Origin of the sequence: Saccharothrix longispora, assembly GCF_031455225.1 — a bacterium.
Taxonomy (GTDB): domain Bacteria; phylum Actinomycetota; class Actinomycetes; order Mycobacteriales; family Pseudonocardiaceae; genus Actinosynnema; species Actinosynnema longispora.
Genome location: NZ_JAVDSG010000001.1, coordinates 7,704,277 through 7,730,815, shown reverse-complemented (window position 1 = coordinate 7,730,815; position 26,539 = coordinate 7,704,277). Strand labels below are relative to the sequence as shown.

General features: G+C 68.8%; 22 protein-coding genes, 1 tRNA gene, 1 other RNA gene and 1 pseudogene. 8 read left to right on the top strand and 17 right to left on the bottom strand.

The window, feature by feature from the left end:
• Positions 1 to 22 precede the first annotated feature (22 nt).
• Positions 23 to 780, bottom strand: a pseudogene (locus J2S66_RS33840) (transposase family protein).
• Positions 781 to 1,118: 338 nt separating this feature from the next.
• On the opposite strand from J2S66_RS33840, the gene J2S66_RS33835 reads away from it, so the two are divergent.
• Positions 1,119 to 2,171 (top strand): ParA family protein, encoded by a 1,053-nt coding sequence (locus J2S66_RS33835; protein ID WP_310312892.1) that lies wholly within the window; start codon positions 1,119 to 1,121, stop codon positions 2,169 to 2,171.
• Positions 2,172 to 2,808: 637 nt separating this feature from the next.
• Here J2S66_RS33835 and J2S66_RS33830 read toward each other — a convergent pair.
• The gene (locus J2S66_RS33830) at positions 2,809 to 3,831 is read right to left on the bottom strand and encodes a hypothetical protein (protein ID WP_310312889.1); all 1,023 of its coding nucleotides are present in this window, start codon (positions 3,829 to 3,831) and stop codon (positions 2,809 to 2,811) included.
• 160 nt (positions 3,832 to 3,991) lie between these two features.
• On the opposite strand from J2S66_RS33830, the gene J2S66_RS33825 reads away from it, so the two are divergent.
• On the top strand, positions 3,992 to 4,219 hold the full coding sequence (locus tag J2S66_RS33825; protein ID WP_310312886.1) for a hypothetical protein: 228 nt from the start codon (positions 3,992 to 3,994) through the stop codon (positions 4,217 to 4,219).
• 52 nt (positions 4,220 to 4,271) lie between these two features.
• On the opposite strand, the gene J2S66_RS33820 is transcribed toward J2S66_RS33825, so the two are convergent.
• The 9 genes from J2S66_RS33820 to J2S66_RS33780 form a co-directional block, all read right to left on the bottom strand.
• Positions 4,272 to 7,409: a type I restriction endonuclease subunit R gene (locus J2S66_RS33820; protein WP_310312883.1), complete on the bottom strand. Its 3,138-nt coding sequence runs from the start codon at positions 7,407 to 7,409 to the stop codon at positions 4,272 to 4,274.
• The gene (locus J2S66_RS33815; RefSeq protein WP_310312880.1) at positions 7,409 to 8,686 is read right to left on the bottom strand and encodes a restriction endonuclease subunit S; all 1,278 of its coding nucleotides are present in this window, start codon (positions 8,684 to 8,686) and stop codon (positions 7,409 to 7,411) included. Before J2S66_RS33815 ends, J2S66_RS33820 begins: the two co-directional genes overlap by 1 nt.
• Positions 8,683 to 10,428, bottom strand: a complete 1,746-nt coding sequence (locus tag J2S66_RS33810; protein ID WP_310312877.1) for a type I restriction-modification system subunit M — start codon at positions 10,426 to 10,428, stop codon at positions 8,683 to 8,685. The genes J2S66_RS33815 and J2S66_RS33810 overlap by 4 nt, the downstream gene beginning before the upstream one ends.
• Before the next feature lie 444 nt (positions 10,429 to 10,872).
• Positions 10,873 to 10,945: transfer RNA gene (locus tag J2S66_RS33805), tRNA-Ala, on the bottom strand.
• 140 nt (positions 10,946 to 11,085) lie between these two features.
• On the bottom strand, positions 11,086 to 11,850 hold the full coding sequence (locus J2S66_RS33800) for a DsbA family protein (protein ID WP_310312874.1): 765 nt from the start codon (positions 11,848 to 11,850) through the stop codon (positions 11,086 to 11,088).
• Positions 11,851 to 11,920: 70 nt separating this feature from the next.
• Positions 11,921 to 13,228, bottom strand: a complete 1,308-nt coding sequence (locus tag J2S66_RS33795; RefSeq protein WP_310312872.1) for an MFS transporter — start codon at positions 13,226 to 13,228, stop codon at positions 11,921 to 11,923.
• A 61-nt stretch (positions 13,229 to 13,289) separates the two neighbouring features.
• Positions 13,290 to 14,102 (bottom strand): GNAT family N-acetyltransferase, encoded by an 813-nt coding sequence (locus J2S66_RS33790; protein WP_310312869.1) that lies wholly within the window; start codon positions 14,100 to 14,102, stop codon positions 13,290 to 13,292.
• 4 nt (positions 14,103 to 14,106) lie between these two features.
• On the bottom strand, positions 14,107 to 14,463 hold the full coding sequence (locus J2S66_RS33785; RefSeq protein WP_310312866.1) for a hypothetical protein: 357 nt from the start codon (positions 14,461 to 14,463) through the stop codon (positions 14,107 to 14,109).
• Between the two features lie 142 nt (positions 14,464 to 14,605).
• Positions 14,606 to 15,088, bottom strand: a complete 483-nt coding sequence (locus J2S66_RS33780; RefSeq protein ID WP_310312863.1) for a glycosyltransferase family 2 protein — start codon at positions 15,086 to 15,088, stop codon at positions 14,606 to 14,608.
• A gap of 141 nt (positions 15,089 to 15,229) precedes the next feature.
• Here J2S66_RS33780 and hrpB point away from each other — a divergent pair, with 141 nt between their 5' ends.
• From hrpB to J2S66_RS33765, 3 genes are read left to right on the top strand one after another with little or no spacing between them, the layout of a single operon-like run.
• Entirely contained in the window at positions 15,230 to 17,632 is a 2,403-nt protein-coding gene (gene hrpB, locus J2S66_RS33775) for an ATP-dependent helicase HrpB (protein WP_310312860.1), read from the top strand.
• Positions 17,633 to 17,687: 55 nt separating this feature from the next.
• Entirely contained in the window at positions 17,688 to 17,867 is a 180-nt protein-coding gene (locus tag J2S66_RS33770) for a hypothetical protein (RefSeq protein WP_310312857.1), read from the top strand.
• Positions 17,868 to 17,883: 16 nt separating this feature from the next.
• Positions 17,884 to 19,452: a GMC oxidoreductase gene (locus J2S66_RS33765; protein WP_310312854.1), complete on the top strand. Its 1,569-nt coding sequence runs from the start codon at positions 17,884 to 17,886 to the stop codon at positions 19,450 to 19,452.
• Between the two features lie 46 nt (positions 19,453 to 19,498).
• On the opposite strand, the gene ssrA is transcribed toward J2S66_RS33765, so the two are convergent.
• Positions 19,499 to 19,871: a transfer-messenger RNA gene (gene ssrA, locus J2S66_RS33760) on the bottom strand.
• A 166-nt stretch (positions 19,872 to 20,037) separates the two neighbouring features.
• Between ssrA and J2S66_RS33755 the strand changes: the two genes are divergently transcribed.
• Both J2S66_RS33755 and J2S66_RS33750 read left to right on the top strand, forming a co-directional pair.
• A complete protein-coding gene (locus J2S66_RS33755; RefSeq protein ID WP_310312851.1) occupies positions 20,038 to 21,285 on the top strand; it encodes a sensor histidine kinase in 1,248 nt (415 codons plus the stop codon).
• Entirely contained in the window at positions 21,273 to 21,917 is a 645-nt protein-coding gene (locus tag J2S66_RS33750) for a response regulator (RefSeq protein WP_306748746.1), read from the top strand. Before J2S66_RS33755 ends, J2S66_RS33750 begins: the two co-directional genes overlap by 13 nt.
• Before the next feature lie 48 nt (positions 21,918 to 21,965).
• Here J2S66_RS33750 and smpB read toward each other — a convergent pair whose 3' ends face one another.
• From smpB to J2S66_RS33725, 5 genes are all read right to left on the bottom strand, one after another.
• Positions 21,966 to 22,442, bottom strand: coding sequence for an SsrA-binding protein SmpB (gene smpB / locus J2S66_RS33745; protein WP_310312847.1), 477 nt, complete (start codon positions 22,440 to 22,442; stop codon positions 21,966 to 21,968).
• A gap of 47 nt (positions 22,443 to 22,489) precedes the next feature.
• Positions 22,490 to 23,392 (bottom strand): permease-like cell division protein FtsX, encoded by a 903-nt coding sequence (gene ftsX / locus J2S66_RS33740; protein ID WP_310312844.1) that lies wholly within the window; start codon positions 23,390 to 23,392, stop codon positions 22,490 to 22,492.
• A gap of 53 nt (positions 23,393 to 23,445) precedes the next feature.
• Positions 23,446 to 24,135 carry a cell division ATP-binding protein FtsE gene (ftsE, locus tag J2S66_RS33735; protein ID WP_306748740.1) on the bottom strand — a complete coding sequence of 230 codons (690 nt, stop codon included), beginning with the start codon at positions 24,133 to 24,135 and terminating at the stop codon, positions 23,446 to 23,448.
• 100 nt (positions 24,136 to 24,235) lie between these two features.
• A complete protein-coding gene (gene prfB, locus J2S66_RS33730) occupies positions 24,236 to 25,336 on the bottom strand; it encodes a peptide chain release factor 2 (RefSeq protein ID WP_310312839.1) in 1,101 nt (366 codons plus the stop codon).
• Positions 25,337 to 25,387: 51 nt separating this feature from the next.
• Complete coding sequence (locus J2S66_RS33725) at positions 25,388 to 25,888, bottom strand: PadR family transcriptional regulator (protein ID WP_306748736.1); 501 nt, start codon at positions 25,886 to 25,888, stop codon at positions 25,388 to 25,390.
• Positions 25,889 to 26,267: 379 nt separating this feature from the next.
• On the opposite strand from J2S66_RS33725, the gene J2S66_RS33720 reads away from it, so the two are divergent.
• Positions 26,268 to 26,486, top strand: a complete 219-nt coding sequence (locus J2S66_RS33720; protein ID WP_306748734.1) for a hypothetical protein — start codon at positions 26,268 to 26,270, stop codon at positions 26,484 to 26,486.
• Positions 26,487 to 26,539 lie beyond the last annotated feature (53 nt).

The window sequence follows — 26,539 nt, the reverse complement described above, 5'->3', positions numbered from 1 at the left end:
TCTTATTGAGCCTTTTCCAACCTCATCCAGCGTTGAGGTGAAGCGTGAGGACGGCTCTGGTCAGGTCGGTGATGCGGGTGGTGGAGCAGCGGAGTCTGCGCAGCAGCCGCCAGGCCTTCAGGGTCGAGACGGATCGTTCGCCGAGGGCGCGGATGCGGGCATGGGAGCGGTTGACGGCCTGCTGACCGGGCGAGAGGTTGTGCCACTTGCCGCGATAGGGCACGCGGATTGGACCTCCGGCTCCCCGATAGGTCTTGTCCGCCCAGCACGGGATGTTCGCTGCGGTCAGGGCGTCGACGATGCCGTGGGCGCGGGCCGCGGTCAGGTCGTGGGCCGAGCCGGGCAGCGCGGGCGAGGTCCACAGCAGTCGCCCGGCCGGGTCGGCGAGGACTTGGACGTTCATGCCGTGGCGCTTGTGTTTTCCCGAGTAGTACGGTCGGCGGCGACGCGGTCGATGGGCAGTAGGGTGCCGTCGAGGATGACGTAGGCCTTGCGCGTGGCGACTTTCACCGCGTCGGCCAGGTCCGGTGCCAGTGCCGCCAGGAGTTGGACGGCTTCGTGGATGTAGCGGCAGACGGTGGCCAGACCGACGCCGAAGCCGGCGGCCAGGCGGGTGTAGGTGTCGCCGCAGCGTAGGTGCGCCAGCACCAGCAGGGCCTGGCGTCCTGGGGCGAGCCTGCGCCACCTGCTGCCGATCCGGCGCCGGTGCGCGGTCAGTTCCCGCGCCAGGAACCGGAGGTGTGAGCTGGACAGGTCGATCGCGGATGGGTAGACAAGCACACGAAGCTCCTGGCGATGGCCTTGCTCTTGGTCGAGAAGTCATCTACCAGGAGCTTCGCCATGTCTCCACCACGGTCACCGCCCGCCCACGCCTCCAGGTTGGAAAGGGCTCGATGAGCCAGGTCTCCGGCCGACACCCCGCCACCCACCTCGGGATGCCCAACTTCCGAGATGTCACGGGGAGGTCCACCGCCGTTGAGTGACGAACATCTGCGAAGCACAACCCTCTGACCAGCATGTTCCTTACCTCATACGAGCCGACACGAGCCATAGTGTGGACAACGTTCACAGCAGCATGTACCGTTCGTGAACGACATCCACAGTGCAAGGAGTTGAACTTGGACTTCCCCGAAGGGCAGCTCGTCGGCCTGGCCGAAATCGCCCAGATGGCGAACGTAGGCCGGACCGTCGTCGCCAACTGGCGGGTCCGAGACCTGAAGTTCCCACGCCCGGTAGCGGAATTGCGCTCCGGCCCGGTGTTTCGACTAGATCAGATCGAACGCTACTTGGCGCGAAGGAGAAAAAACATGACGTACATCGTCTCGACGATCAACCTCAAGGGAGGGGTCGGCAAGACCACCACGACCGTCGCCTTGGCGGAGTTCCTCTCCGGCGAGTTCGGTCGGAAAGTCCTGGTCGTCGACTTGGATCCGCAGACGAATGCCACAACCATCCTCATCAGCGAGAACCGTTGGTCGAAACTGAATGACAAGGGCCACACACTAGCGACTCTGTTTCATGACGCGCTACGCCCGGACAACGAGCCTGAGAAGTTCGATCTAAAGGCCACACTACAGAAAGGCGTTTCCCCGGTTAGCGCGGTCGGCACGGTCGACCTGCTGCCGTCGTCTCTCGATCTCATCGACGTCCAGGACCGGCTCGCGACTATGCCATCAGGCCGGTTCTATGCGTCGAGGCCGGTGGACCTGCTACACAAGGCGGTGCGCCCGCTTCTCCCCAACTACGACTACGTGCTCATCGATTGTCCACCGAATCTCGGCATCGTCACCCTGAACGGCCTGCGCATCTCTAACGGCTACATCATTCCCACGATCCCGGACGTGCTGTCGACGTACGGCATCCCGCAGATCCAGTCGCGGGTGGCAGATTTCGCTCGAGACATCGGGGAAGATATCGTCGAACTCGGGATCGTGGTAACGAAATACCGGACGGGCACGACGGTGCACGAGAACACGCTTGCACGGATGAAAACTGATTCGACCTTGCCAGAACTCTTTGATGAAATGGTCCCCGAAGCGAATCAGGTGGCATCGGCGGCGGAGCATGTGGCCGTGTCTACTCTGCGGCAGAAGTACGGATATGCGGGCATGTTCCCATTGCTAAGGAATCTGACCGAAGAGTTCATCAAGCGCGCAGAGGCGTCGTTGTGACTGCCCGAGAGACTGCCAGTCGAAACGACACCTCGGAACGCCCGACGACCAACGACGCGGCAGTAGGTCCGGCGGTGGAGGACGCGGCGGCGGCCCTGCTCGACCTGGCTCAGCGTGACGCCATTCTCGCAGCGCAACTAGCGCGCCTGGTGAGCGCTGTCGCCGGAGAAGCAGTCCGAAATGGTCGCCTGGCCCGTTCCCTGGCTGTTGCGCTCGCCACACGGGAGGACGTCGCGAGCACCTCGCGCGCTGCGAGGCCACGAACCACCGATACGCCGTCAAGCGCACACACTGGGCGGGCTAGATCCAATCGGCGTACCCCCGGCCCGTGGGACCCATTCGCCGTGTTCAACGAGGTAGGTGCCGACGGACTGCGTGAACGACTACTAGAACTAGACCTAGAACAACTCCGCGACATCATCGCCGAGCACGGAATGGACGCAGACAAGCTCGCCATGAAATGGAAAGACACCTCGCGGGTTGCCGAACGCATCGTGGAGCGCGTAATGTCCCGATCCGAGAAGGGGTCCGCGTTTCGCGGAACTGAGTGATCATTCGCGGCTCGGCGCCCCAGCCAATAGCGACACGCCCGGCACGCGCAGAGCGGAACTTCACCCCTCAGTGCACTACATCCAACTCACTCAGATGGGGCAGAACCTCCGCCTACTTTGAGTGATGTTCGGTTAAGGCCGCACACGGTCCAGCGCACCCGGTAGGTGCGCTGGTCGTGCGCCGCGGCGTGGTCGTCGCGGGCGGGAACGTCGCCGCGGTGGCGGATTCGGACGACGCGGACGCCGTGGGGGTTGTAGCTGTCGCGTTCGGCGCGGCGGCGCAGGCTGCGCGGCAGATGCGGTTCGTCGATGTCGACGACACCGGCCTGGGTCATCAGGAGCCAGGTCGTACGCACGATGTGCGCCCAAGCCGCGGTGGTGTCCTTGATCGTGTCCCATCCCCCGTCGGGGGTGTCCAGGCGGTCCTTGTGCACGACCGTGCCGTGCTCGTGGTGGTCCACTACCGCCAGGGTGCTGGCGCCGTAGCGCAGGGCGACCTCGTTGTCCCAGGTCAGCTCGGCACGTACCTGACGGATTCGTGCACGGGCCTGCTGCAGCGGCACGCCTTGGCGGTGCAGCCAGGCCGCGTCGGCCTCGTAGTCGGTCATCGACCAGAACGTCAGCCATACGCCCGACTGGCCACCGCGCACCACAGCGGCCAGCGGTCCCCAGGACACGGCCACGATGGTCACCGTCTGTTCCGGGTCCGGTTCAGGGTGGTAAGCGGCGATCGGTTCCGCGAAGACCAGGAACCCGGATTCGGTCGGCACGTCGTCGGGGTGAAAGGAGTGCACCGGCAACGTGGTGGCCGCCGCCAGCGCCAGCCGGGTCATGTCCTCGGTGACGTAGTACAACACTGCCTCGGCCAGCCGCGTGCGCTCCTGCTCCAGTAGCAGCCGGGCGTCCCGGGCCGGGTCGCCGGTGTTAGGCCGCAGCGTGCCCGGCGTGCTGGTCTGCAGCAACTGCGTCTGAGTCTGAAGCTGCAACGGGCTGCGCAGGTACTCCGCCAGCGCAGCCCGCAGCGCGGGCAGCTCACGCGGTGCGGGCGGCGTCCAAATCTGCGGCTGCGCGTCACCAACGATGCGGGCAGAACCGCTGCGGTCGGGCATCGAGCTTCTCCGTTCGCAACCGGGCACGCGGTGAAACACCCTCAGTCCTACCGCACTCCACACGAGCCCAGCGGGCAGTACGGGCTGTAACCACCCGGATGCCAATCAGTACCGCCACGACACCCCTGAGCGGGCCAGCCGGAACAGGTGAGGAGCGTTCGTGCCGCCCATCCGCATGGCCGAGTGCCCGGATGCGGCTTCGGTGGTCACCGAGGTGGGCGGAGCACCGTCACGCGGTGACGACCAGTCGGACGAACCGCTTGTCGATCACCTGTCCTTCAGTAAATGCCTCGTCGTGGGTACCGGCGGGGTAGGCGGTGATGACAGGCTGGGCGGTGCGGTCGTGGTCCTAGGTGCGGCAACAGCAGACGAAATAACCTTGCCGTGACTCGTGATCCACGGCTGGCGCCGAGGCGAGCTGCTCTGCGGGGCAGGGCCGCTCACACGTCCGTCCGCTGATCGATCGCGGCCTCGTAGAAGGCGTCTGCGAGGGCCATGATGACAGCGCTGATGCTAGGTCCGTCGCTGAAGAAGTAGTCGGCCATGGTGTTGTGGGCTTCTTGGTTGTCGACGACCGCCTCAGTGACGGCTGCCTGGAAGTCCTGCGACTCCATGAACTGCTTCTTCGAGTTGACCTTGGTCTGGTTGATCAGGTCCGGGTAGGTGAGCAACCGCTGCACCAGTCCCTGCACGAACTCACGGACCTGTGACGCGGTGAACGACTCGGCACCGAAGAGGTCGTTCATCTTGTCGATGACGACCTGGAGGGCGACGTACTTAGGCTCCTTCCGGGTGCCGGTGCCCGCAGCGCCGATCCCCTTCAGCTCGCCGTCGCCGGTCAGCGAGATGTCGACCGCGGTCCCCTTGCTGTGCTTGACTCCGACCAAGACCACATCGGAAAGGTCGACCTCCGCGGCCCAGGACGAGTCTGCGATGACCTTCTCCAGGAGCCGCAGGAAGATCGACAGCATCTCCATGTACGCGTCGCCGTAGTCGACGATCTGACTCATGAAGTCGTAGAGCCGGACGAGGGTGGAGACGTCCTTGCGGAACAGGTCGAGGGTGTTGAGGGTGACCTTGTCGCCAGCCTCGATCGCAGCCGCGTAGCGGCGGGCAAATTCGTTCTTGGCAGGGCTGATCGCGGCCGAGAGCGCGTTGTTGCCCTTCCGGGTGACCCACAGCCCTGCGACTTCGCGCACCTGCTCCGGCGTGTAGATCCCAGCCTGATCGAGCTTGGTGGCGAGGTGGAACACGACGTACGGGTCGGTCTCAGTCTCCAGCGTGGCGTTGGTGAAGTACGGCTCGAACGCGGTCCGAATGTCCTCGGGCTTGTTGACGAAGTCGATGACGAACGTCTTGCGCTTCTGCTCCCCACCTGCGGTGCGGTGGGTGCGGTTGAGCCGCGAGAGCGTCTGCACCGCAGCGACTCCGGAAAGTTTCTTGTCGACGTACATCGCCGAGAGCAGCGGCTGGTCAAACCCCGTCTGGAACTTGTTGGCGACCAGCATGACCTTGTACGTCGCGCCCTTGAAGGCGGCGGCCAGGTCCGAGCCGGCGCCGGGGTTCAGGTTGGCCTCGGTGAACTCGTCGTCCTTGCCGGGCTGCGGCCCCCAGGCCGAGACCCACTCCTCGTCCTCGGCCATCGTCACCGAGCCGGAGAAGGCGACCAGGGTGCGGTAATTGTACGAGGCGTCCTGGGCGGCACGCTTGGCGATGTAGGCGTCGATCGCCTTCTTGTACTTCACCGCGGCTTTGCGCGAGTCGGTCACGACCATCGCCTTCGCCTTGCCCTCCAGCAGGTGTGCGACGTTGACGTGGAAGTGCTCGACGATGATCTGCACCTTCTGGCTGATGTTGGTGGGGTGCAGCTTCACCCACCGCATCAGCCCTTTACGTGCCGTAGCCTCCTCCACCACCACGTCACCGTCACCACTCTCGAGCTGACCGGCGATCTTTAGTGCAGTGTCGTAGGACTGGTAGCCCCTGAGCACATCGAGGATGTAGCCCTCCTCGATCGCCTGCCGCATCGAGTAGAGGTGGAACTCGACCGGTTTCCCGTCAGGGCCCTTGCGGCCGAAGAGCTCCAAGGTTTTGTTCTTCGGCGTCGCGGTGAACGCGAAGTAGGAGATGTTCTTCGACTCGGCCCGCTCGGTCATCTCCGCGGCCAAGATCGACTCCACGTCGACGGAGCCGCCCTCCTCGATCTCCTCGACCTCCTCGGCGGTCAGCACCGCCTTGAGCTTGGAGGAGATCTGGCCGGACTGCGAAGAGTGCGCCTCGTCCGCGATCACCGCGAACCGTTTGCCCTTCAGACCCTTATCGACCCGAATTTCCTTGAGCGCGAACGGGAAGGTCTGCACCGTCACCGCGATTATCAGTTCACCGTTCTTCAACGCGGTCGCCAGCAGCTTGGACTTCGACTTCGCCCCTGCCTTGCGGACGTCCTCTGGGCTGATCGTGGCCACAATGTTCCCCGACCCGTCGATCTGCCGGATGGCTTCTTGGAGTTGCCCGTCGAGCACCGTGCGGTCCACAACCACGATCACCGAGTCGAAGACCTTCTCATCGTTCACGTGCAGCCGCGCCAACCGGTGCGCGGTCCAGGCGATGGTGTTCGTCTTCCCCGACCCCGCCGAGTGCTCGACCAGGTAGCGCTGCCCCACCCCCTCCGCACTCACCGCGGCCACGATGTTCGTCACGGCCTCCCATTGGTGGTACCGCGGGAAGAGCATGCTGGTACGCCGTACTGAGGTGCCGGTGGCGACGTCCCACTCCTCTTTGGTCTCCACGATCATCAGTCGGCCGATGATGTTGAGCCAGGCGTGTTTCTCCCAAACCCGCTCCCACAGGTACGCCGTCGCCGAACGGCCGCCCGCGCCGGGCGGGTTCCCTGCGCCAGCGTCGTAGCCCATGTTGAACGGCAGGAAATGCGTCTTTTCGCCTTCCAGCTTGGTGGTCATCGCGGCCAGGTCGTTGGACACCGCGAAGTGCACCAGCGCCCGATGCCCGAACGACAGCAGCGGCTCCGGCCGACCGTTGGTCAGCGGGTTCCGCTTCTTGCGGTACTGGTTGATCGCCTCGTCGAGGGACTGGGTGAAGTCGGTTTTCAACTCGACGGTGGCCACCGGTAACCCGTTGACGAAGAAGACTAGGTCGATGCTGCGCTGGTCGGCGGTGGAGAAACGCACCTGGCGCATCACCCGCACCCGCATCGCCGCGTACTGCTCGTTGGTGGTCGCGTTCAGGCTGGTCTCGGGGCGGAACTGCGCCATCTTCAACCGGCCACCACCGAGGTACTGCACGCCATTGCGCAGGATGTTCAGCGTCCCGCCACCATGTTCGAGAGGCTTGTTGAGCGCCGTGGCCAGCACGTCGAGGAACTTCGCCTTCGATCCTGCAGCCTTCAAAGCCTTCTCGTACGCGACTGACTGCGTCTCCTCCAACCAGGCGAACAGATCCTCGGGCAACAGCCCACGTTCCCGGTCGTAACCGGTGTCGTCGTCTGAGTAGAGCCACCCATGATCGGCCAAGTACGTGCAGATCTCAGTCTCGAAGACGACCTCGTAGTGGTCCGCCATCACGCCATCTCCCGTACGTCGATCTGTCCCATAACCGCCGCCGTGATTAGCGCTGCCCGGCGTTCGCGGGCAAGTTCGATGAACCGCTCCGTCTCAGTGATCAACGTGTTGATCTTCGGGGTCTCCTCGTCCAGGTGCTCGACGATTCGCCGCTGCTCATCGAGAGGTGGGAGCGGGATACGGAAGGCCTTGAGGTCCCCCATACCGATCGTGCGTATTGTCGACCCATTCTGGAAAGAATCGAAGAAAGGTTGCATCGCATCCGTGAACAATACCCACAGGTACTCAGGATCGAGGAGCGGTCCACATACCCACGCGGCAAAGTGCTGCGACGTCGCCATCGGAACACCCATAATCGCCGCCCTTCCCACAGTCGCGTCCCGGGAGAGAACGACAGTGCGTGCGGGAAGCAACCGCGCGGAACTGTTGGCGAGCCCTGCGTCGCTGATGCGCTGTTTGGTGTCGTGAAGATACTTAATTCCACGCATAGTGCCAACGTCGTGAAGACTCACCCATGGGATGTAACAGTCCGTCCACCAATCTTCTCGGGAACGGCTTGGCGTGTGCCCACTTTCAAGTTGAGCGACTGAAGTCAGGGGGACAACGCGCCAACTCGCAGGAAGCTGGCTTGCCCACCGCAAAGGGCTCTTGATTTCCTCAGCTGGTGCAGTTCCATGCAGCGCCACGTGTACCCGAAGTGCGCGCCGTCGCTCGTGGAGCATTTCGATCAGTAGCTGCTGCTCATCGATGAGCGTGTCGATGCGGGCGGTCTCGCGAGCAAGGAAGCCCGCTACGTCCCGCTGCATCCGACGGTCAGGCAGTGGAATCGAGTACGATCCCACAAAAGATTCAGGGACACGACGAAGGCCACCCGACCCGGTCATGTGGGATTCGCCCTGCTTGAGGAAGTGGGACGACTGGAGCACCCAACCGAGATAATCCGCCTCGATTTCGGCGGATGGCCGCATCACAGTGACTTCTGTCGTTGCGAAGGCCTGACCGGCCGGGAGATCACGCGCAACGAAGCCTTTGCCGTTCTCGAAACATGGAGTCACTTTTGCGAACGCAACGTCACCGTTCGCCACGTAGGAGTACCCCTGACGCAGATCGGCGATCGGTCGGCGACGGCTCGTATCTACCGGACCGAATTCGGAGATCGCTTCCATCGGCAGGTAGACCGCATCGCCGCCTGCGTTCAACGTGGGGCGAGGATTGAAGGAAACGAGATATCGCAAGGGCACGACAGGCGCTGCCGACAACTCTTCCCGAATGCTCATCCTTCCACCTCCCGCAGCAGGTCGAGGATCTTGGTTACCTGCTTTTCCAGGTCGGCGTCGATCTCAGCGAGAGGGCGAGGTGGGACGTACTTGTAGAAGTGGCGAGTGAAGGGGATCTCGTAGCCGGTTTTTACCTTGGTCCAGTCAATCCAAGCATCAGGGACGTGCGGGGTCACCTCGGCGTCAAAATACGCCCGGATAACCTCGACTTTGCCACCAGCACCGGCGGTCGAGCCACCGTAGGTGAACGGGACGTTCTCGGTGTCGCGCTTTTTCGTGTCCGGCTTGGGCTTGCCCCTGCGGTCAAGAACCGGCTGGCCGGACTCGTCGAGGAGCGGGCGCTCGACGGTGATGGTCCAGTAGCCGAACTCGTCATTGCGCAGCAGCCTGGAGTAGTCGGAGTCGGCGTCGGCGAAGTCGGCGTACAGCTTCACGACCTTGACTCGGTCCGCCTCGCTGAGCTCACGGTTCTTGGCGCCGAGGTTTTTGCGCATCTTGGTCCAGAACGAGGTGCCGTCGATAAGTTGCACCTTGCCCTTGCGCTCGGAGCGCTTGGCGTTGTCCAGGACCCAGATGTAGGTGGCGATGCCGGTGTTGAAAAACATATTGATCGGCAACGCAACGATGGCATCGACCAGGTCGTTCTCCAGCAGCCACTTGCGAATATTGGAGGGGCCGGACTCGGCGGCGCCGTTGAAGAGCGGCGAGCCGTTCATCACGATCCCGGCCCGACCACCGCCGTCCTCCGGCGCCCGCATCTTGTGAACGAGGTGGAGCAGGAAGAGCATTTGCCCGTCCGAGGTCGACGGGAGACCGGGGGCGAACCGGCTGTAAGGGCCCGCTTCGTCGCGCTCCTTCGTGATCGCCTTGGCGTACTGCTTCCAGTCGACGCCGTACGGCGGGTTAGACATGCAGAAGTCGAACTGGCGGCCCCTGAACGCGTCATCGGTCAGCGTGTTACCGAAGGCGATGTTGGTCGCATCGTGACCTTTGGCGAGCAGGTCGGACTTGCAGATCGCGTACGACTGTGGGTTGTACTCCTGGCCGTACAGGCTCAGCTTCGCATTCGGGTTGTACGCGAGCAAGTGCTCCTCGGCCAAGGCGAGCATGCCGCCGGTGCCTGCTGTGGGGTCATACAGCGTGCGGACGATGCCGGGGTCGCCCAGGTCGACATCCTTCTCGGCGAAGAGCAGGTCGACCAGCAGTCGGATCGCGTCCCGTGGGGTGTAGTGGTCACCGGAGGTCTCGTTCGCGGCCTCGTTGAACTTGCGGATGATGTACTCGAACGCGTCGCCCATGTCGGCGTTGGAGACGACGTCCGGATGCAGGTCAACGGCCTTGAAGGACGTGATGACCTCACGTAGGAGCCCCGCCTTCTCCAGAGCGAGGATCTCCTTCTTGAAGTCGAAGTACTCGAACACGTCGACATCGGGCGAGAACCGGTCGATGTAGTCGGCCAGGTTGTCCGCCAGCCCGTCGGCGTCAGCCAGCAGGTTGGCGAAGGAGTAGTTCGAGGTGTTGTAGAACGGCCGGCCAGTCGCCTTCTTGACCTCGATCCTGAGCCGGTTCGGGTTGTCGTACTTCGCAGCCAACTCCCAGACCGTCTCCCGGTCGGGCTCGAGGATGCAGTCGAGGCGGCGCAGGATCGTGAGCGGGAGGATCACGTTGCCGTACTGGTTGGGGCGGTAGGGACCCCGAAGCTGGTCGGCGATCGACCAGATGAAGCTACCGAGGGTGCTCACAAGGCTCCTCAAGAGGCTCACTCGACAATGAACGCTGGACGCCCAGCGCGAGCCCGTGCGCGCCGTCCGAACAGGCAGCGCACAGACTGCGGCAGCCGGTGCGTCACAGGAGCATCTTTGCGCACACGGCCATTTCGCCTTCGTCCACTACGGTCATCGGCACGGCCATATGCAGCGTTAGCGCCAGATCCAGGACACCATCGGCCGGGTAACCCTCATCGTCCCGGCGAGCGGTGCATGTGGGTCCTGCGGTCCCACCGGTTACCACCTGGACGGGCGACAGGTTCCTGGAGCAGTCCCGTGACCCCATTTCGCGGGATCTCGGTACCCACTCCAGATTTGCTCCAGCCAGGCGTGCGACCATCCACAGTGGACCTAAAACAAGATCGCCCGCCACCTGCATTACCGCAGGTCAGCGGGCGATTCGTATGCTGTATCAAATTGTGGAGCTGAGGGGACTCGAACCCCTGACCCTCACACTGCCAGTGTGATGCGCTACCAGCTGCGCCACAGCCCCTTGCCTCACACGTTCCCGCCGGGCTTCGTGGCCCTTCGTTCTCGTGTGGCAATACCGTACATCACGAGGTGCGCCCGAGTGAAATCGGGGGTCCCCCAAGGACGTTCCGGCAGCTAGGCGCAGGTGCGACCGCCCCGGGCCTACCCGACGAGGTTGCTCAACCAGTTCTCGTCGCCGAAGTCGACGACCTGGCCGTCCTTCATCACGGTGGGCGTGCCCTTGAAGTTCCCGGTCCCCTTCGCCGCGTCCAGCTCGGCCTGGGCCTCGGCCACGTGGGTGTCGCTGTCGACGCACTGCTTGAACGCGTCACCGGTGATGCCGAGGTCGGTGCCCAGCTTCACCAACTCCTCCTTGGTGTAACCAGGGCCGCCCTCCTCGGGCTGCGCGGCGAACAGCGACTCGTGGTACTCCCAGAACTTGCCCTCGTCGGCCGCGCACAGCGCCGCGTTGGCGGAGTCGCGGGAGTAGCCCTCGGGGTCGGAGTAGCGGATCAGGAAGGGCAGGGCGTGGTAGCGCACGCGCAGCGTGCCCGCTTCGATCTCCTGCTTGATCCGGGGGCCGTAGATCTTCTTGAACTGGCCGCACGCCGGGCAGAGGAAGTCCTCGTACAGGTCGATCGTGGCTTTCGCCGACTCTTCGCCGACCACGACGACGCCGCCCTCGCGCTCGATCGGCGCGGACACCCCCGTCACGTCGGTCGGCGGTGTGAGCGCGCCGTCCGCGGAGTCCTTGCTCTGTGCCGTCCAGATCACGCCGCCGATCACGACCAGCGCGAGCACGACGACGACGGCCACGCCGATGACGACCTTGTTCCGGTCCCCGGAGGCACCCCGTGCCGCGACGACCGCCTTGGCCGCCCGCTGCTCCTGCTTCTTCTTCCGAGCGTTGCGCTCAGCGCCACCCACGTCGCAAATCCTTCCCGGTCCACCTGCGCACGCAGGCTACCGAGGGATGCTGAGCGGAACCTGAGTGCGATCACGCGTCCGGCTGACGCGGGCGGCCCGCGATGCGTTCGCCGACGGGCACCTCGGGGCCCTCGTCGAGCGTGCCGCACTCGCCGGCCACGTCCGACGCGACGTGCGATTCCTCGACGCGGGGCAGTGTCTCGGGGGCGAAGAGCCAGAACAGCAGGGCGAGGCCGGCCATGGCACCCGTCAGCGTGAACGCGGCCTGGTAGGAGACGTGGTCGACGAGGACGCCGGCGAGCAGCGGTCCGACGATGGCGCCGCAGTCGGCGACCATCTGGAACGCGGCGAGCACGGGTCCGCCCTTGGCCTTGGCGCCGATGACGTCGGCCACGACGGCGTTCTGCGGCGGGTTGAGGAGGCCGGCGCCGACGCCGGCGACGAGCGAGGCGACCATGAACAGCGGCACGTCGGTGGTGAATCCGAGCCACACGGTGCCGAAGCACGACACGGCGAGGCCGGCGATGGCCATGGGCTTGCGGCCGATGGTGTCGGACAGCTTCCCGGAGATCATGAGCACGGCGGCGTTGCCGACGGCGAACACGGACAGCGAGATGCCGGCCATGGCGGGAGTGCTGCGCAGCGCCTCGACGACGAACAGCGGGACGAGCGAGATCCGCACGCCGAAGACGGCCCAGCCGTTGGCGAACCCGGAGGCGAGGGCGGCGCGGTAGGCGGATGAGCGCACGGCGTCGCGCACGGTCATGGACGGCTGTGCGGTGGAGGTGTCGAGCGCGGTGAGCGTGGACCGCCGCAGGAACCACCAGACGACGAGTGCGGCGATGACGAGGGCGACGGCGTAGGCGACGAACGGCACCTGGATGGAGATTTCGACGAGGGCCGCGCCGACGATGGGGCCGGCGATGTTGCCGAGCAGGAAGCCGGTGGCCCAGAGGCCGGACGCGCGGCCGCGCAGGGTGGCGGGCGTGATGCGGATGAGCAGGCCGACGGCGGAGACGGTGAACATGGTGGAGCCGATGCCCGCGAAGCAGCGGAACACGATGAGCTGCCAGTAGGCGGTGGCGAAGCCGCACGCGCCGGTGCCGACGGCGACGATGAGGATACCGACGATGTAGACCCAGGTTTCGCCGAACCGGTTGACCAGCCGGCCGCTCATGGGCGCGAACAGCAGCCTGACCAGCGCGAACGAGCTGACGACGGCGGATACGGCGAATGTGCCGACGTCGAAGCTCTTGGCGTAGGCGGGCAGCACCGGTGCGACGATGCCGAAGCCGATGGCGATGATGAAGCTCGCCACGACGAGGACCCACACCTCGCCGGGCAGCCGGGGTGTGGCCTTCACGTCGTTCCCCAGCACGTGCGCCCCTCTCACAGTTCTGTTAGCCCTGCTAAGGATATGCCTTGGGGCAAGCAAATGCTCAATCCAGCAGTTCGTCGACCCTGCGCGCGTAGGCGGTCACCGGGTAGCGGACCTCGAACCCGCACGCCTCGGCGAACCGCTCCCCCGCTCCGCCCTCGGCGACCTGCGCGGCCACCAGCAGCGCCCCGGCGTCGTCCAGCGCGGACACCAGGCCGCCGACCAGCGCGCCGCCGACCCCGCGCCGACGGCGGGCCGGGCGCACGACGACGTGCTCGACCAGACCGACGCCGCGGTCGCCGAACCCGGACGCGAACCCGGCGAGCCGGTCGCCGTCGTCCACCACGAGGATCGCGCACCGGGGGTCGTCCAACCGCTGCCCGAGGTGCCGCAGGAGCCTCGTGCCGTCCATGCCGAGGTCGTCGGCGAGCAGCTCGGCCACGCCCGGCAGGTCGACGTCCTCGGCCCGCCGGACCCGCGCGGACGTCGCGGCGGTCCCGCGGTGCACGGCGACCAGCGACTCCTCGACGGCGTGCCAGCCGGTGTCGTCGGCCAGGCCCTCGATCTCGGCCACGGTCGTCGGCGACGCGTAGACCACGGCCTCGGCGCGCCCCACGTCGGCGAACGTCCGCTCCAGCTCCATCAGGGTGCCCGCGACCTCGGCGGACGACCCGTACACGGCGCACGCGTGGTTGCCGGTGGGCAGCGGGTCGTCCCGGTTCACCACGACCTGGGCCACGCCGACGCGGCCGACCTTGCCGTAGCGGACCGCGCCGGAGGCGAGCCTGGCGGTCTCGACGAGCCCGGCGAGGTCGCGGGCCCGGTAGGGGTCGAGCAGGTCGGGGTCGTCTGGGTCGTGCAGCGGGTCAACCACCCGGTCAGCGTCGCACGTCGCGGCCCTTCCACCTCGTCGTGCCGCGGAGGGCGTGCCACGCCGCCTCCAGCGCCGGCACCCCGAACACCAGCGGCGCGAGCGGTCCGAGCAGGGCGGCGGCGCGCGGCTGGTGGACCCGGCGCAGGAACGCGTGCAGCGAGGCGGACTGGGCGGGCCAGGCGACGAGGCCGGGCCTGGACCCGCGCAGCGCGGCGACCAGCGGCACGCCCCCAAGCAGGACGTGCGCGGTCCCGGTGCCGACGAGCATGAGGAACGCCGTGCGGGGCCCCTTGGCGGACGTGGCCGTGCCGGCGACCGTCGACTTGCGCATCGACGCCCACGTGTCGCCGAACGTGTCCATGCCGGACGTGGCGAGGGAGTCGGCGCCGTCGGAGTACCGCGTGCGGCCCCGGTGTCGCGGACCAGTGTGGCGAAGTCGACGTCGTCCGCCCGGGACGCGGCGACGGCCGCCCAGCCGCCGGACCGCTCGTACGCCTCGCGGCTCACCAGGACGCAGTGGCCGACGGCGAGCGCCTTGCCGCGCCGCCCGTCCACGGTCGTGGACTCGAACAGCAGCTGGTTGACGGGCGGCAGCAGCCACCAGCCGGGTCGGGCCGTGCCGCGCGCCCGGAGGTGGACACCAGGTCCACCCGGTCGCGCCGGGCCGCGGCGACGAGCCTGCCGACCAGGTCGGGCGCCGCCTCGGTGTCGGCGTCGAAGCAGGGCAGCCAGTCGGTGTCCAGGCCGGCGGTGCCCACGTGCAGCGCGTGCACCTTGCCCGCCCAGCCCGGGGGCGGTCCGGAGGTGCCGATCAGCGTCACGCGCGGGTCCTGCTCGGCGTGCCGCCGCACGATCCCGGCGGTCCGGTCGGCGAACGCGTCGTCCACGACCACGATGCGCAGGTCGGCGTAGTCCTGCGCGCGCAGCGCGGTGAGGCACCGGTCGATCGAGCGCTCCTCGTCGCGGGCGGGCACGACGACGGTCACCGACCGTCCCGCACGCCCCGCTCCGGCAGCCGCCGGACCTGCCGCCACACCGCCACCGTCACCGCCGCGCGGGCCACCGCCACCGCCGCGCCGAGGACTCCCCACTTCCCCATGCGGCCCGGATTGGCACACTGCCCCACCGTGGAGCTCCCGAACCTGCCGATCCGCCCGCTGCTCGGCGAGATCGCGGGCACCCTGGCCGAGCACGGCACGGCGGTGCTGGTCGCGCCGCCCGGCACCGGCAAGACGACGCTCGTCCCGCTGGCGCTGGAGGGCCGGGTCGTGGTCGCCGAACCGCGCCGGCTGGCGGCCCGCGCGGCGGCGGCGCGGATGGCCTCCCTGCTGGGCGAACCGGTGGGCCGGACGGTCGGCTACGCGGTGCGCGGCGACCGGCGGACGTCGAGGGACACCCGGATCGAGGTGGTGACGTCGGGTCTGCTCGTGCGGCGGTTGCAGCACGACCCGGAGCTGGCGGGCGTGGACGTGGTGCTGCTCGACGAGTGCCACGAGCGGCACCTGGACGCGGACCTGCTGCTGGCGCTGCTGCTCGACGCGCGGGCGGGGCTGCGGCCGGACCTGCGGCTGCTGGCCACGTCGGCGACGGTCGCCGCGGACCGGCTGGCCGAGCTGCTGGGCGACGCGCCCGTGCTGCGGGTGGACGCGCGGACGTTCCCGGTGGACGTCGCGCACACCCCGCCGGCCCGCGGTGAGCGCGTCGAGCCGGCGGTGGCCCGCGCGGTGCGGCGGGCGCTGGCCGAGGGTGACGGCGACGTGCTGGCGTTCCTGCCGGGCGTGGCGGAGATCCGGCGGTGCGCGGGGTTGCTCGGCGGTGGTGACGTGGACGTGCTCCCGCTGCACGGGCGGCTGGCCGCGTCCGCGCAGGACGACGCGCTCAGGCCGGGGCCGCGCCGGCGGGTGGTGCTGGCCACCGCGGTCGCGGAGTCGAGCCTGACCGTGCCGGGCGTGCGGGCGGTGGTGGACTCGGGGTTGGCGCGCGTGCCGAGGGTGGACCACCGGCGCGGCATGTCGGGTCTGGTCACGGTGCGGGTGAGCGCGGCGGTGGCCGACCAGCGGGCGGGTCGGGCGGGGCGCGAGGCGCCGGGGCGGGTCTACCGCTGCTGGCCCGCGCACGAGCACAGCACGCTGCCGCGCTACCCGGAGCCGGAGATCCGCACCGCCGACCTGACCCGGTTGGCGCTGGAGCTGGCCTGCTGGGGCGTGCCGGACGGCGAGGGCCTGGCCTGGTGGGACGCGCCGCCGCCGGGTGCGCTCGACGCGGGCCGGGTGGTGCTGCGGGCGCTGGGCGCGTTGGACGACCGGGGTGCGACGGACCGGGGCAGGCGGATGGCCGAGCTGGGCCTGCACCCCCGCCTGGCGCGCGCCCTGCTGGACGGGGCGGAGGCGGTGGGCGCCCGCACGGCCGCGCGGGTGGTGGCGCTGCTGGACGACGACCGCGCGAGCAGGGGTGTGGAGCTGGACCCGCGCGACGCCGACCCGCGCGAGGTGCGCCGCCTGTCGGCGATGGTCGCGGACCGCGGTTCCGACCCCAGGGGTTCCGGCACAGGGGGTTCCGGCACAGGGGGTTCCGGCACAGGGGGTTCCGGCACAGGGGGTTCCGGCGGTGACCCGGCGTTGGTCGTCGCCCTCGCCCACCCCGAGCGGCTGGCGCGCAGGCGGTCACCGGGTTCACCGGTGTACCTGATGGCCGGCGGCACGGCCGTCGAGCTGCCGCCCGGCAGCGGGTTGGCCGACGCCGAGTGGCTGGCGGTCGCCGTCGCCGACCGGGAACCGGGCCGCGCGCACGGCCGCGTCCGGTTGGCCGCGCGGGCCGACGAGGAACTGGCCGTCACAGCGGCCCCCGCCCTGCTCGCCGAGGAGGACGACGTGCGCTGGGACGGCGACGTGGTCGCGAACCGGCTGCGCAGGTTGGGCGCGATCACGTTGTCGAGCAAGCCGCTGCGGGACCGCGCGGCCGTCGCGGACGCGCTCCGCCAGGGTCTGCGCGCGGAGGGGGTCGGCCTGCTGCGGTGGGACGCGGACGGGCTGCGGACGCGCGAGCGGATGGCGTTCCTGCACCGCGTGCTGGGCGAGCCGTGGCCGTCCGTGGACGACGAGGCGCTCCTGCGGGTGGTCGACCTGGGCGACGCCAGGCGACGCGCCGACCTCCAGCGGATCAGCGGTGAGCACGTGGTGCGCCTGCTGCTGCCCTGGCCCGCCGCCGCGCGCTTCGACGAACTCGCGCCCGACCGGCTCGAGGTGCCCTCCGGCTCACGGGTCCGCGTCGACTACTCGCAGCCGGAGCCGGTGCTACCGGTGAAGGTGCAGGAGGTGTTCGGCTGGACGGACACCCCGCGGCTGGCCGACGGGCGCGTGCCGGTCGTGCTGCACCTGCTCTCCCCCGCGGGCCGCCCGACGGCGGTGACCGGCGACCTCGCGTCGTTCTGGCGCACCGGTTACCCGCGGGTCAGGGCGGAGCTGCGCGGCCGCTACCCCAAGCACCGCTGGCCCGAGGACCCGATGACCGCCCCGCCCGCCCGCAGGTAGCCACGGCGCGGGCGGGCCGCCCGCGGACCTGCGGCATCCCGAACGCCCGGCGGTCGTGGACGTCGACGGGCACGGCGTGCCGACGCGGCTCGTCCACTGCGTCGACCCCGACGAGGTCCGCGCCGAGGTCGAGGGGCCGCGCGAGGTGGTGCGCGTGGACGCCACCCACGCCGTGGCGCTGGAGGACCCCGCCCTGGTCGCGGGCTTGATCGAGAGGTACCTCGCCGGCCGTTGACCTAGCGTCGCCGGACATGAAGAACATTTCCCGTCGCACCTTCTTCGGGGTCACCGCGCTCGCCGCCGGGACCCTCGCCACCGGCCGTGCCGCCGCGGCCGGCACGCACGTCCCCGCCATCGTCGTCGGCAGCGGCTACGGCGCCGCGGTGTCCGCGTTACGCCTGGGCCAGGCGGGCGTCGGGACGCTCGTGCTGGAGATGGGCCGGGCGTGGACCACGCCCGGCCCGGACGGCAAGGTCTTCTGCGACATGCTGAACCCGGACCGCCGGTCCATGTGGTTCCGGGACCGCACCGAGGCCCCCGTCGACGGCGTGCTGTTCCTCGACCTCGCCAACCGGCCGATCCGGCGGTGGGCCGGCGTGCTGGACCGCGTGCAGTTCCCCGGGATGGGCGTCTACGTCGGCCGGGGCGTCGGCGGCGGCTCGCTGGTCAACGGCGGCATGGCCGTCGTCCCGGACCGGGCCTACTTCGAGCAGGTGTTCCCGACCGTCGACGCGGACGAGATGTACTCGACCTGGTTCCCCCTGGCCAACCGGGCGCTGCGGGTCAACTCCATCCCCGAGCCCTGGTTCGAGGGCACCGACCACTACCGGTACGCCCGGCTGTCGCGGACCCTCGCGGGCCGCGCCGGCTACGGCACCCGGCTGCTGCCCAACGTCTACTCGTTCGAGCACATGATGCGCGAGGAACGCGGCGAGGCGCCGAAGTCCGCGCTGGGCACCGAGGTCCTCTACGGCAACAACCACGGCAAGTTCAGCCTGGACAAGGGCTATCTGGCCCAGGCCGTCGGCACCGGCAACGTCACCATCGCGCCCCTGCACCGGGTCACCCGCGTCACGCGGACGGCCACCGGCTACGCGATCACCGCCCGCCAGATCACCGAGGACGGCACGCTCGTCGCCGAGAAGCAGCTGACGTGCGACCACCTGTTCCTCGGCGCGGGCAGCCTCGGCTCCACCGAACTGCTGCTGCGCGCCCGCGAGACCGGCGACCTGCCGGACCTGCCCGACGAGGTCGGCGAGGGCTGGGGCCCCAACGGCAACGTCATGGCCGCCCGCAACAACAACCTGCACGAGCCGACCGGGTTCAAGCAGTCCGCGATCCCCGTGCTGGCCATCACCGACCCGGTCCGGGACGTGATCGCCGAGATCGCCCCGGTCCCCGCCGGGATCGAGACCTACGTCAGCCTCTACCTGGCGATCACCAGGAACCCGAACCGGGGCCGGTTCACCTACGACCCGGCCGCCGACCGCCTCGACCTCCAGTGGACCCGCGCGCAGGCGGCGCCCTCGGTGGCCGCCGCGAAGGGGCTGCTCGACGAGGTCAACGCGGCCAACGGCACCACGTACCGGTACGACGTGTTCGGCGGGGGCAAGGCGTTCGCCGACGACTTCTGCTACCACCCGCTCGGCGGCGCGGTCCTCGACCGGGTCACCGACGGGCACGGCCGCGTGCGCGGCTACCCGAACCTGTACGTGACGGACGGCGCGCTGGTCCCGGGCTCGCTCGGGGTGAACCCGTTCGTGACGATCACCGCCCTGGCCGAGCGCAACATCGCCCGCGTGCTGGCCGACGACCTGTGAACAGCGGAACGGCGGGTGCTCGTCGTGCGAGCACCCGCCGTTCCACGGGTGGAGGTGCCGGGAATCGAACCCGGGTCCTCTGCCGGCTCATCAAGGCTTCTCCGTGCGCAGTCCGCTACGTCTCTACTCGACCCCGGTCATCACGCGGACAAGCGACCGTGACGGGCCCAGCCACTGTGGGTGTCCCAACCGCTCCCCGTGGCCGAGGGCGGTGGTGAGCCTCCTAGCTGATGCCGGCGACCGGAGCGGAGGCTCCTCCGGGCCGACAGCGTCGCTCCTAGCCTCAGGCGGCGAGGGCGAACGCGCGCTGGTCGTTAGACTCGGCGCTTATTGGTTTGCGATGACGCTTGCGGTGGTCTCTCGCCTGCACCGGCACGCTTCCCTTGAATCGACGCACAAAGTCGAAACCGTTCACCCCCTGGTCTTGGGTCTTCTCGTACAGCATAACGCGTCGAGCCCCCTCGATCATTCCCATTAGGTTGGTAGGGCTGTCCCCACCCCCCGTCGACCGGCGCACCTGATGGTCCGCGCCACCCCATCGGGCGATGCTGGTCGGGGACATCGGGCGTAGGAGTGGGGACGAAGATGACGACGCGGACCAACCCGGGCATCCTCCGGACCAGCGGTTACTTCCTGGTGAACCTGGTGACGGGGATCTTCTGGTTCGTGCTGCTGGTGACGCTGGGCGCGGTCAGCCTGGGCACCGCGGTGATCTGGGTGGGCCTGCCGCTCGGCGTGCTGACGATGGTCCTGGCGCGCGGCGCGGCGACGGCGGAGCGGGCCTGGGTGCGGACCGCGCTCGGCGTGGAGGTCGCGCGGCCCTACCGGCCCCTGCCGGACGGCTTCGTCGCCCGCGCCAAGGCGCTCGCCAAGGACCCGGCGACCTGGCGGGACTTCGCGTACTGGGTGGTGATGCTGCCGCTCGGGGCGATCGAGTTCGCGCTGACGGTGGCCCTGTGGTCGGCGGTCGCGGCCACCGTGGCCCTGCCGTTCTACCTGCACCGGCTGCCCGCGACCTGGGAGGTCGAGTTCGCGCCGGGCGTCGTCTACTCGATCGACTCGTTCGCGAAGGCCCTCCCGGTGACCCTGGTGGGCCTGGTGCTCGGCTTCCTGGCGTACCGGCTGCTCACCGCCGTGGGCCGGGGCCACGGGGCGTTCGCCCGCGCGCTGCTCGGGCCGTCGCGGACGAGCCTGCTGTCGGCCGAGGCCGAGCGGCTGTCGGCGAGCCGGGCGCGGGGCGTGGAGGCGGCGGAGGTGGAGCGCAGGCGCATCGAGCGCGACCTGCACGACGGCGCGCAGCAGCGGCTGGTGGCGGTGGCCATGGGCCTCGGCCGGGCGCGCGGCAAGCTGGAGACGGACCCGGACGGCGCTCGCGAGCTGATCGCCGAGGCGCACGCCGACGCCAAGCTCGCCATCTCCGAGCTGCGCGACCTGGCCCGCGGCATCTACCCGTCCGTGCTGGGCGACCGGGGGTTGGACGCGGCGCTGTCGTCGCTGGCGGCGAGGTGCCCGATCCCGGTCGAGGTGCGCGTGGACGTCGAGCCGCGCCCGCCGACAGCGGTGGAGAGCACCGCCTACTTCACCGTCGCCGAGGCGCTGACGAACGCCGCCAAGCACTCGGGCGCGACGCAGGTGCTGGTCGACGTGTCGCGCACGGACGGCTCCGTGGTCGTCGAGGTCATCGACAACGGCCGCGGCGGCGCCGAGGTGCGTCCCGGGGGTGGCCTCGCGGGCCTCGCGGACCGGGCTGCGACGATCGACGGCGTCGTCGTCGTGCTCAGCCCCGCCGGGGGGCCGACCGTGATCCGGACGGAGCTGCCGTGCGAGTGGTGATCGCCGAGGACTCGGTGCTGCTGCGGGTGGGCGTGCAGCGCCTGCTGGCCGACGAGGGCATCGAGACGGTGGCGGCCGTCGAGGACGGCGGGGCGCTGCTCGCCGCCGTCGAGGAGCACCGCCCCGACCTGGCGCTGGTGGACGTGCGGATGCCGCCGACGTTCACCGACGAGGGGCTGCGGGCCGCCATCGAGGCCCGCAGGCGCGTCCCCGGCCTGCCGGTGCTGGTGCTCTCGCAGTACGTCGAGGAGCGGTACGCGGTGGAGCTGCTCGCGGGCGGCGCGAACGGCGTCGGCTACCTGCTCAAGGAGCGGGTGGCCGACGTGTCGGAGTTCGTCGCCGCCGTCCGCCGGGTCGCCGGGGGCGGCACGAGCATCGACCACGAGGTGATGATGCAGCTCATGGTGCGGGCCCGCCGCAACCCGGTCGACTCGCTCACCCAGCGCGAGCGCGAGGTGCTGGGCCTGATGGCGGAGGGCATGTCGAACGGCGCCATCGCGGCGTCGCTGGTCGTGTCGGACGGCGCGGTGGAGAAGCACGTCGGCAACATCTTCGCCAAGCTGGGGCTGGAGCCGAGCACCTCGGAGCACCGCCGCGTGCGCGCCGTGCTCGCCTACCTCAACCTGGGGTGATGCCCGGCGCCCGGCCCCCGGACGTGCGCGTCCGCCGGGGCCGGGCGTTCAGTAGCGGCCCTTCAGCGCGCGGCCGTGCGCCTTCTGGATCTCCCGCTGCGCGTCCCGCTTGGCCAGGTCCTGCCGCTTGTCGTACGACTTCTTGCCCCTGGCCAGCGCCAGCTCGACCTTGACGTACCCGTCCTTGAAGTACATCGACAGCGGGATCAGCGACAGACCGCTCTCCTTGGTCTTGCCGATCAGCCGCTCGATCTCGCCCTTGTGCAGCAGCAGCTTCCGCTTGCGACGCACCTCGTGGTTGGTCCAGGTGCCCGCGACGTACTCCGGGATGTGCAGCGCGTGCAGCCAGATCTCGCCGTCGTCGACCTGGGCGAAGGCGTCCACAAGGGACGCCCTGCCCATCCGCAGGCTCTTCACCTCGGTGCCGACGAGCACGACACCCGCTTCGTAGGTGTCGAGGATGGTGTAGTCGTGCCGAGCCTTGCGGTTCGACGCGATCACCTTTCGACCGCGCTCCTTGACCATGACGGCAACCTTACGTGACCGCGCCAGCTGTTATCGGCGGTCGAACCCTAGAGGCGGACGTAGAGGCGCAGCGTGACGTAGCCGGTCAACGCCGAGATCACCACCGCGGTGCCGAGCAGGATCGGCGAGATGACCAGGATGTCCAACATCCCGATCTGCGGCAGGATCCCCGAGTTGAACAGGTCTCCGAACACCCGGTCGAGCGCCACCGCCTTGAACCCGACCAGGCACAGCACGCCCGCGAGCGCGCCGATGATGCCCGCCACCACCGCCTCGATGAGGAACGGCAGCTGCGTGTACCAGCGGGTCGCGCCCACCAGCCGCATGATGCCGACCTCCGTGCGGCGGGTGAACGCCGACACCTGGATGGTGTTCGAGATCAGCAGCAGCGCGGCCAGCGCCTGGAACGCGGCGAGGCCGAGCGCGCCGTCCCGCAGGCCGTTGAGCACGTCGAACAGCCGGGCGAGGAACTCACCCTGGTCGTTCACCGCCTTCACGCCGGCCTTCCCGCTGAACGCCTGCACGATCACGTCGGAGCGCTCGGGGTCCTCCAGGCTCACCCGGAAGGTCGACGGGATCGCCTCCGGGCGGGCGAGCTTCACCAGCTCGGGCTGCGCCTCGAAGATCTTCTTGAACCGCTCGAAGCCCTTCTCGCGGTTCTCGTAGACGACCGTCTTGACCCCGGAGGTGGTCTCCAGCTGGCTGCGCAGCGAGGCGCACGGTTGCTGCGTGCAGTCCTTGTCGTTCGCGCTGACGTCGTTCGTCAGCAGGACCGAGACCTCCAGCTTGCCCTGGTAGTTGTCCTGCATCTTGTCGACCATGCGCACGACCAGTAGGCCCATGCCGAGCAGGAAGAGCGAGATCGCGGTCGTGAGGATCATCGCGATGGTCATCGTGACGTTCCGGCGCAGGCCGGTCACGACCTCGCTGAACACGAAGCTGGTACGCATCGGGGGGAGCGTTCCTCAGGGTCGGGGGGACGAGGGGTTCGCGGCGGAGGGGCTCAGCGGCCCACGCCGTACACGCCCCGCGCGTCGTCGCGGATGATGCGGCCGTGGTCCAGCTCGACCACGCGGCGGCGCATGGAGTCGACGATGGAGTGGTCGTGGGTGGCCATCAGCACCGTCGTGCCGGTGCGGTTGATCCGCTCCAGCAGCAACATGATGTCCTGGCTCGTGTCGGGGTCCAGGTTTCCGGTCGGCTCGTCGGCGAGCAGGACCAGGGGCCGGTTGACGAACGCGCGGGCGATGGCCACCCGCTGCTGCTCGCCACCGGAGAGTTCGTGGGGCATCCGGTCCGCCTTGCCGTCGAGGCCCACCAGCTGGAGCACCTCGGGCACCACCTTCACGATGGTGTTGCGGGGCTTGCCGATCACCTCCAGCGCGAACGCGACGTTCTCCGCCACGGTCTTGTTGGTCAGCAGGCGGAAGTCCTGGAAGACGCAACCGATGGACTGGCGCAGGCGGGGGACCCTGCGCCGCGACATCTTGGCGACGTCGAAGTTGGAGACGTACACGCGGCCCTTGCTGGGCACTTCTTCGCGCAGCAGCAGCCGGAGGAAGGTGGACTTGCCGGACCCGGACGGCCCGATGAGGAACACGAACTCACCCTTGTCCATCTCGACGGAGACGTTGTCGAGAGCGGGGCGCGCGGAGGTCTTGTAGACCTTGGACACGTGTTCGAGGCGAATCACGAGGCGCGAGTCTACTCGCGGCCCCCGTGAAGCCTCCGTCTCGCCCTCGCCGGACTTCACCCGACAGGGGCTTGACCGATCGAGATCGCTACCGAACGCGTCAGGCCTGCTGCTGCTTGCGCCAGCGGATGCCGGCCTCCAGGAAGTCGTCGATCTCGCCGTCGAGCACCGCGGACGGGTTGCCGACCTCGTGCTCGGTGCGCAGGTCCTTGACCATCTGGTAGGGGTGCAGCACGTAGGAGCGCATCTGGTTGCCCCAGCTCGACCCGCTGTCCTTGAGGGCGTCCATCCTGGCCTGCTCCTCCTGGCGCTGCCGCTCCAGCAGCTTCGCCTGGAGGACCGCCATGGCGGTGGCCTTGTTCTGGAGCTGGCTGCGCTCGTTCTGGCAGGAGACGACGATGCCGGTCGGGATGTGCGTGAGGCGCACCGCGGAGTCCGTCGTGTTCACGCCCTGGCCGCCGGGGCCGGACGAGCGGTACACGTCGACCCGCAGGTCCTTCTCGTCGATGTCGACGTGGTCGGTCTGCTCGACCACCGGCACCACCTCGACGCCGGCGAACGACGTCTGCCGGCGGCCCTGGTTGTCGAACGGCGAGATGCGCACGAGCCGGTGGGTGCCCTGCTCGACGCTCAGCGTGCCGTAGGCGTAGGGGGCGCTGACGCGGAACGTCGCGGACTTGATGCCCGCCTCCTCCGCGTAGGAGGTGTCGAACACGTCGACGGAGTAGCCGTGCCGCTCGGCCCAGCGCGAGTACATGCGCAGGAGCATCTCGGCGAAGTCCGCGGCGTCCACGCCACCCGCCTCGGCGCGGATCGTGACCAGCGCGTTGCGCTCGTCGTACTCGCCGGAGAGCAGGGTGCGGACCTCCAGGGAGGAGATCTCCTCGCGGAGCTTCGCGCGCTCGGTGTCGGCCTCGGCGAGGCTGCCCGCGTCGCCCTCGTCCTCGGCCAGCTCGTACATGATGCCGAGGTCGTCGAGGCGGTCGCGCAGGCTCGTCACCCGGCGCAGCTCGCCCTGCTTGTGGGAGAGCTGGCTGGTGACCCGCTGCGCCTTCTCCTGGTCGTCCCACAGGTCGGGGCGGGTGGCCTCCTGCTCCAGGTCGACCAGCTGCGCGCGCAGCGCATCGAGGTCCATCACCGCCTCGATGCTCGCGAGGGTGGCGGAGAGGTCCTTGATGTCTGCTTCGACGTCGGGGTTCACGGCTGAAGATTACGCCAGGACCGGCCGCGGAGTGCGACCGGTCGGCGCGCCTCAGCCCTGCGGGATGGCGTCGAGCAGCTTCAGCACGGCCTTGGCGTGGGCCAGGCCGAACTCGGCGACCGCCTTGGAGTAGGCGTCCTCCGCGGTCTTCACAGCGGTCCTGGCGGCCTCCTGGTCGGCGGTGTAGCTCGCGCGCGCCGAGTCCACGAGGCCCTGCCGCTGCTTCGGGGTCAGGAAACCGGCGTGCACCATCCGCAGGATCAGCGGACTGCGCAGGTGGTCCGGTCCCGGTTGGGAGAGCAGCCAGTTCTTGAACGCCTTCTTGCCCGCCGCCGTGAGGACGTACTGCTGGCTGGAGCGGGGGCCCTGCTTGCCGAGGCGCAGCAGGCCGGCGTCCGCCAACGCGGGCAGCTCGCGGTAGACCTGGCTGCGGGTGACGCTGAAGAACGCACCGAAGCGCTCCCCGGCCTCAGCCACGAGCTGGCCACCGGTCTTGGGTCCGTCGTGCAGCAGCCCCAGCAGGGCCGCCGCCGTCGCATTCAGGTCCGACACGCACCCAACGGTGCCACGCCGTGGCCACGGTGTCCACAATGGTCAGCCGTTCTGTCCACTGTGGCTGATCACGGGCTAGTGGAGTTGGGCCAAGCGGAGCAACGAGAAGCTCCGCTGAGTAACCGGTCGCCGGCCGGCGCCACGCGTTCGGCCGCTTGACCCGGGTTGTCCACGTCGAGTGGAAATCCATTGACCCACAAGGGAAGCCGCACTTTCTGCGTTCACCCTAACGGCAGCGGTGCGTCACTCGCCGCGTCGGTCCACCCGGTCCGGTGCCCCGGTGAATAGCACAACCCGGTGGTTTCGGCCGCTCGACGTGGCTTGCACGCCCGGTGGTGGGACCATTACCCGGGGTGTTCGTTCTTCTGGGAGGTCAACTGTGGGCATCAAGTGGACGACCGGGGCCAAGTGGACGACCGGTACCACCAAGGTGGTGCGCAACGCCCGCGCGTGGGCGTCCGGCTCGATCCCGGAGCAGGCGGGCAAGGACGAGTGCATGGTGTGCGGCAAGCAGATCCGCCGGCACCGCACGGTGAGCGGCGAGGGCCGGGTGTGCTCGCTGACCTGCGCCCAGTACTGGGCCGAGAACATGACGTGATCCCCGAACGAGCAAAAGGCCCCCTCCCGGATATCCGGAAGGGGGCCTTCGCC

Excerpts from the sequence above, each read along its gene's own strand:
- J2S66_RS33820 (WP_310312883.1), bottom strand. The coding sequence starts at position 7,409 with ATGGCGGACCACTACGAGGTCGTCTTCGAGACTGAGATCTGCACGTAC.
- J2S66_RS33815 (WP_310312880.1), bottom strand. The coding sequence starts at position 8,686 with ATGAGCATTCGGGAAGAGTTGTCGGCAGCGCCTGTCGTGCCCTTGCGA.
- J2S66_RS33830 (WP_310312889.1), bottom strand. The coding sequence starts at position 3,831 with ATGCCCGACCGCAGCGGTTCTGCCCGCATCGTTGGTGACGCGCAGCCG.
- J2S66_RS33785 (WP_310312866.1), bottom strand. The coding sequence starts at position 14,463 with ATGGACACGTTCGGCGACACGTGGGCGTCGATGCGCAAGTCGACGGTC.
- smpB (WP_310312847.1), bottom strand. The coding sequence starts at position 22,442 with ATGGTCAAGGAGCGCGGTCGAAAGGTGATCGCGTCGAACCGCAAGGCT.
- J2S66_RS33755 (WP_310312851.1), top strand. The coding sequence starts at position 20,038 with ATGACGACGCGGACCAACCCGGGCATCCTCCGGACCAGCGGTTACTTC.
- J2S66_RS33765 (WP_310312854.1), top strand. The coding sequence starts at position 17,884 with ATGAAGAACATTTCCCGTCGCACCTTCTTCGGGGTCACCGCGCTCGCC.
- ftsX (WP_310312844.1), bottom strand. The coding sequence starts at position 23,392 with ATGCGTACCAGCTTCGTGTTCAGCGAGGTCGTGACCGGCCTGCGCCGG.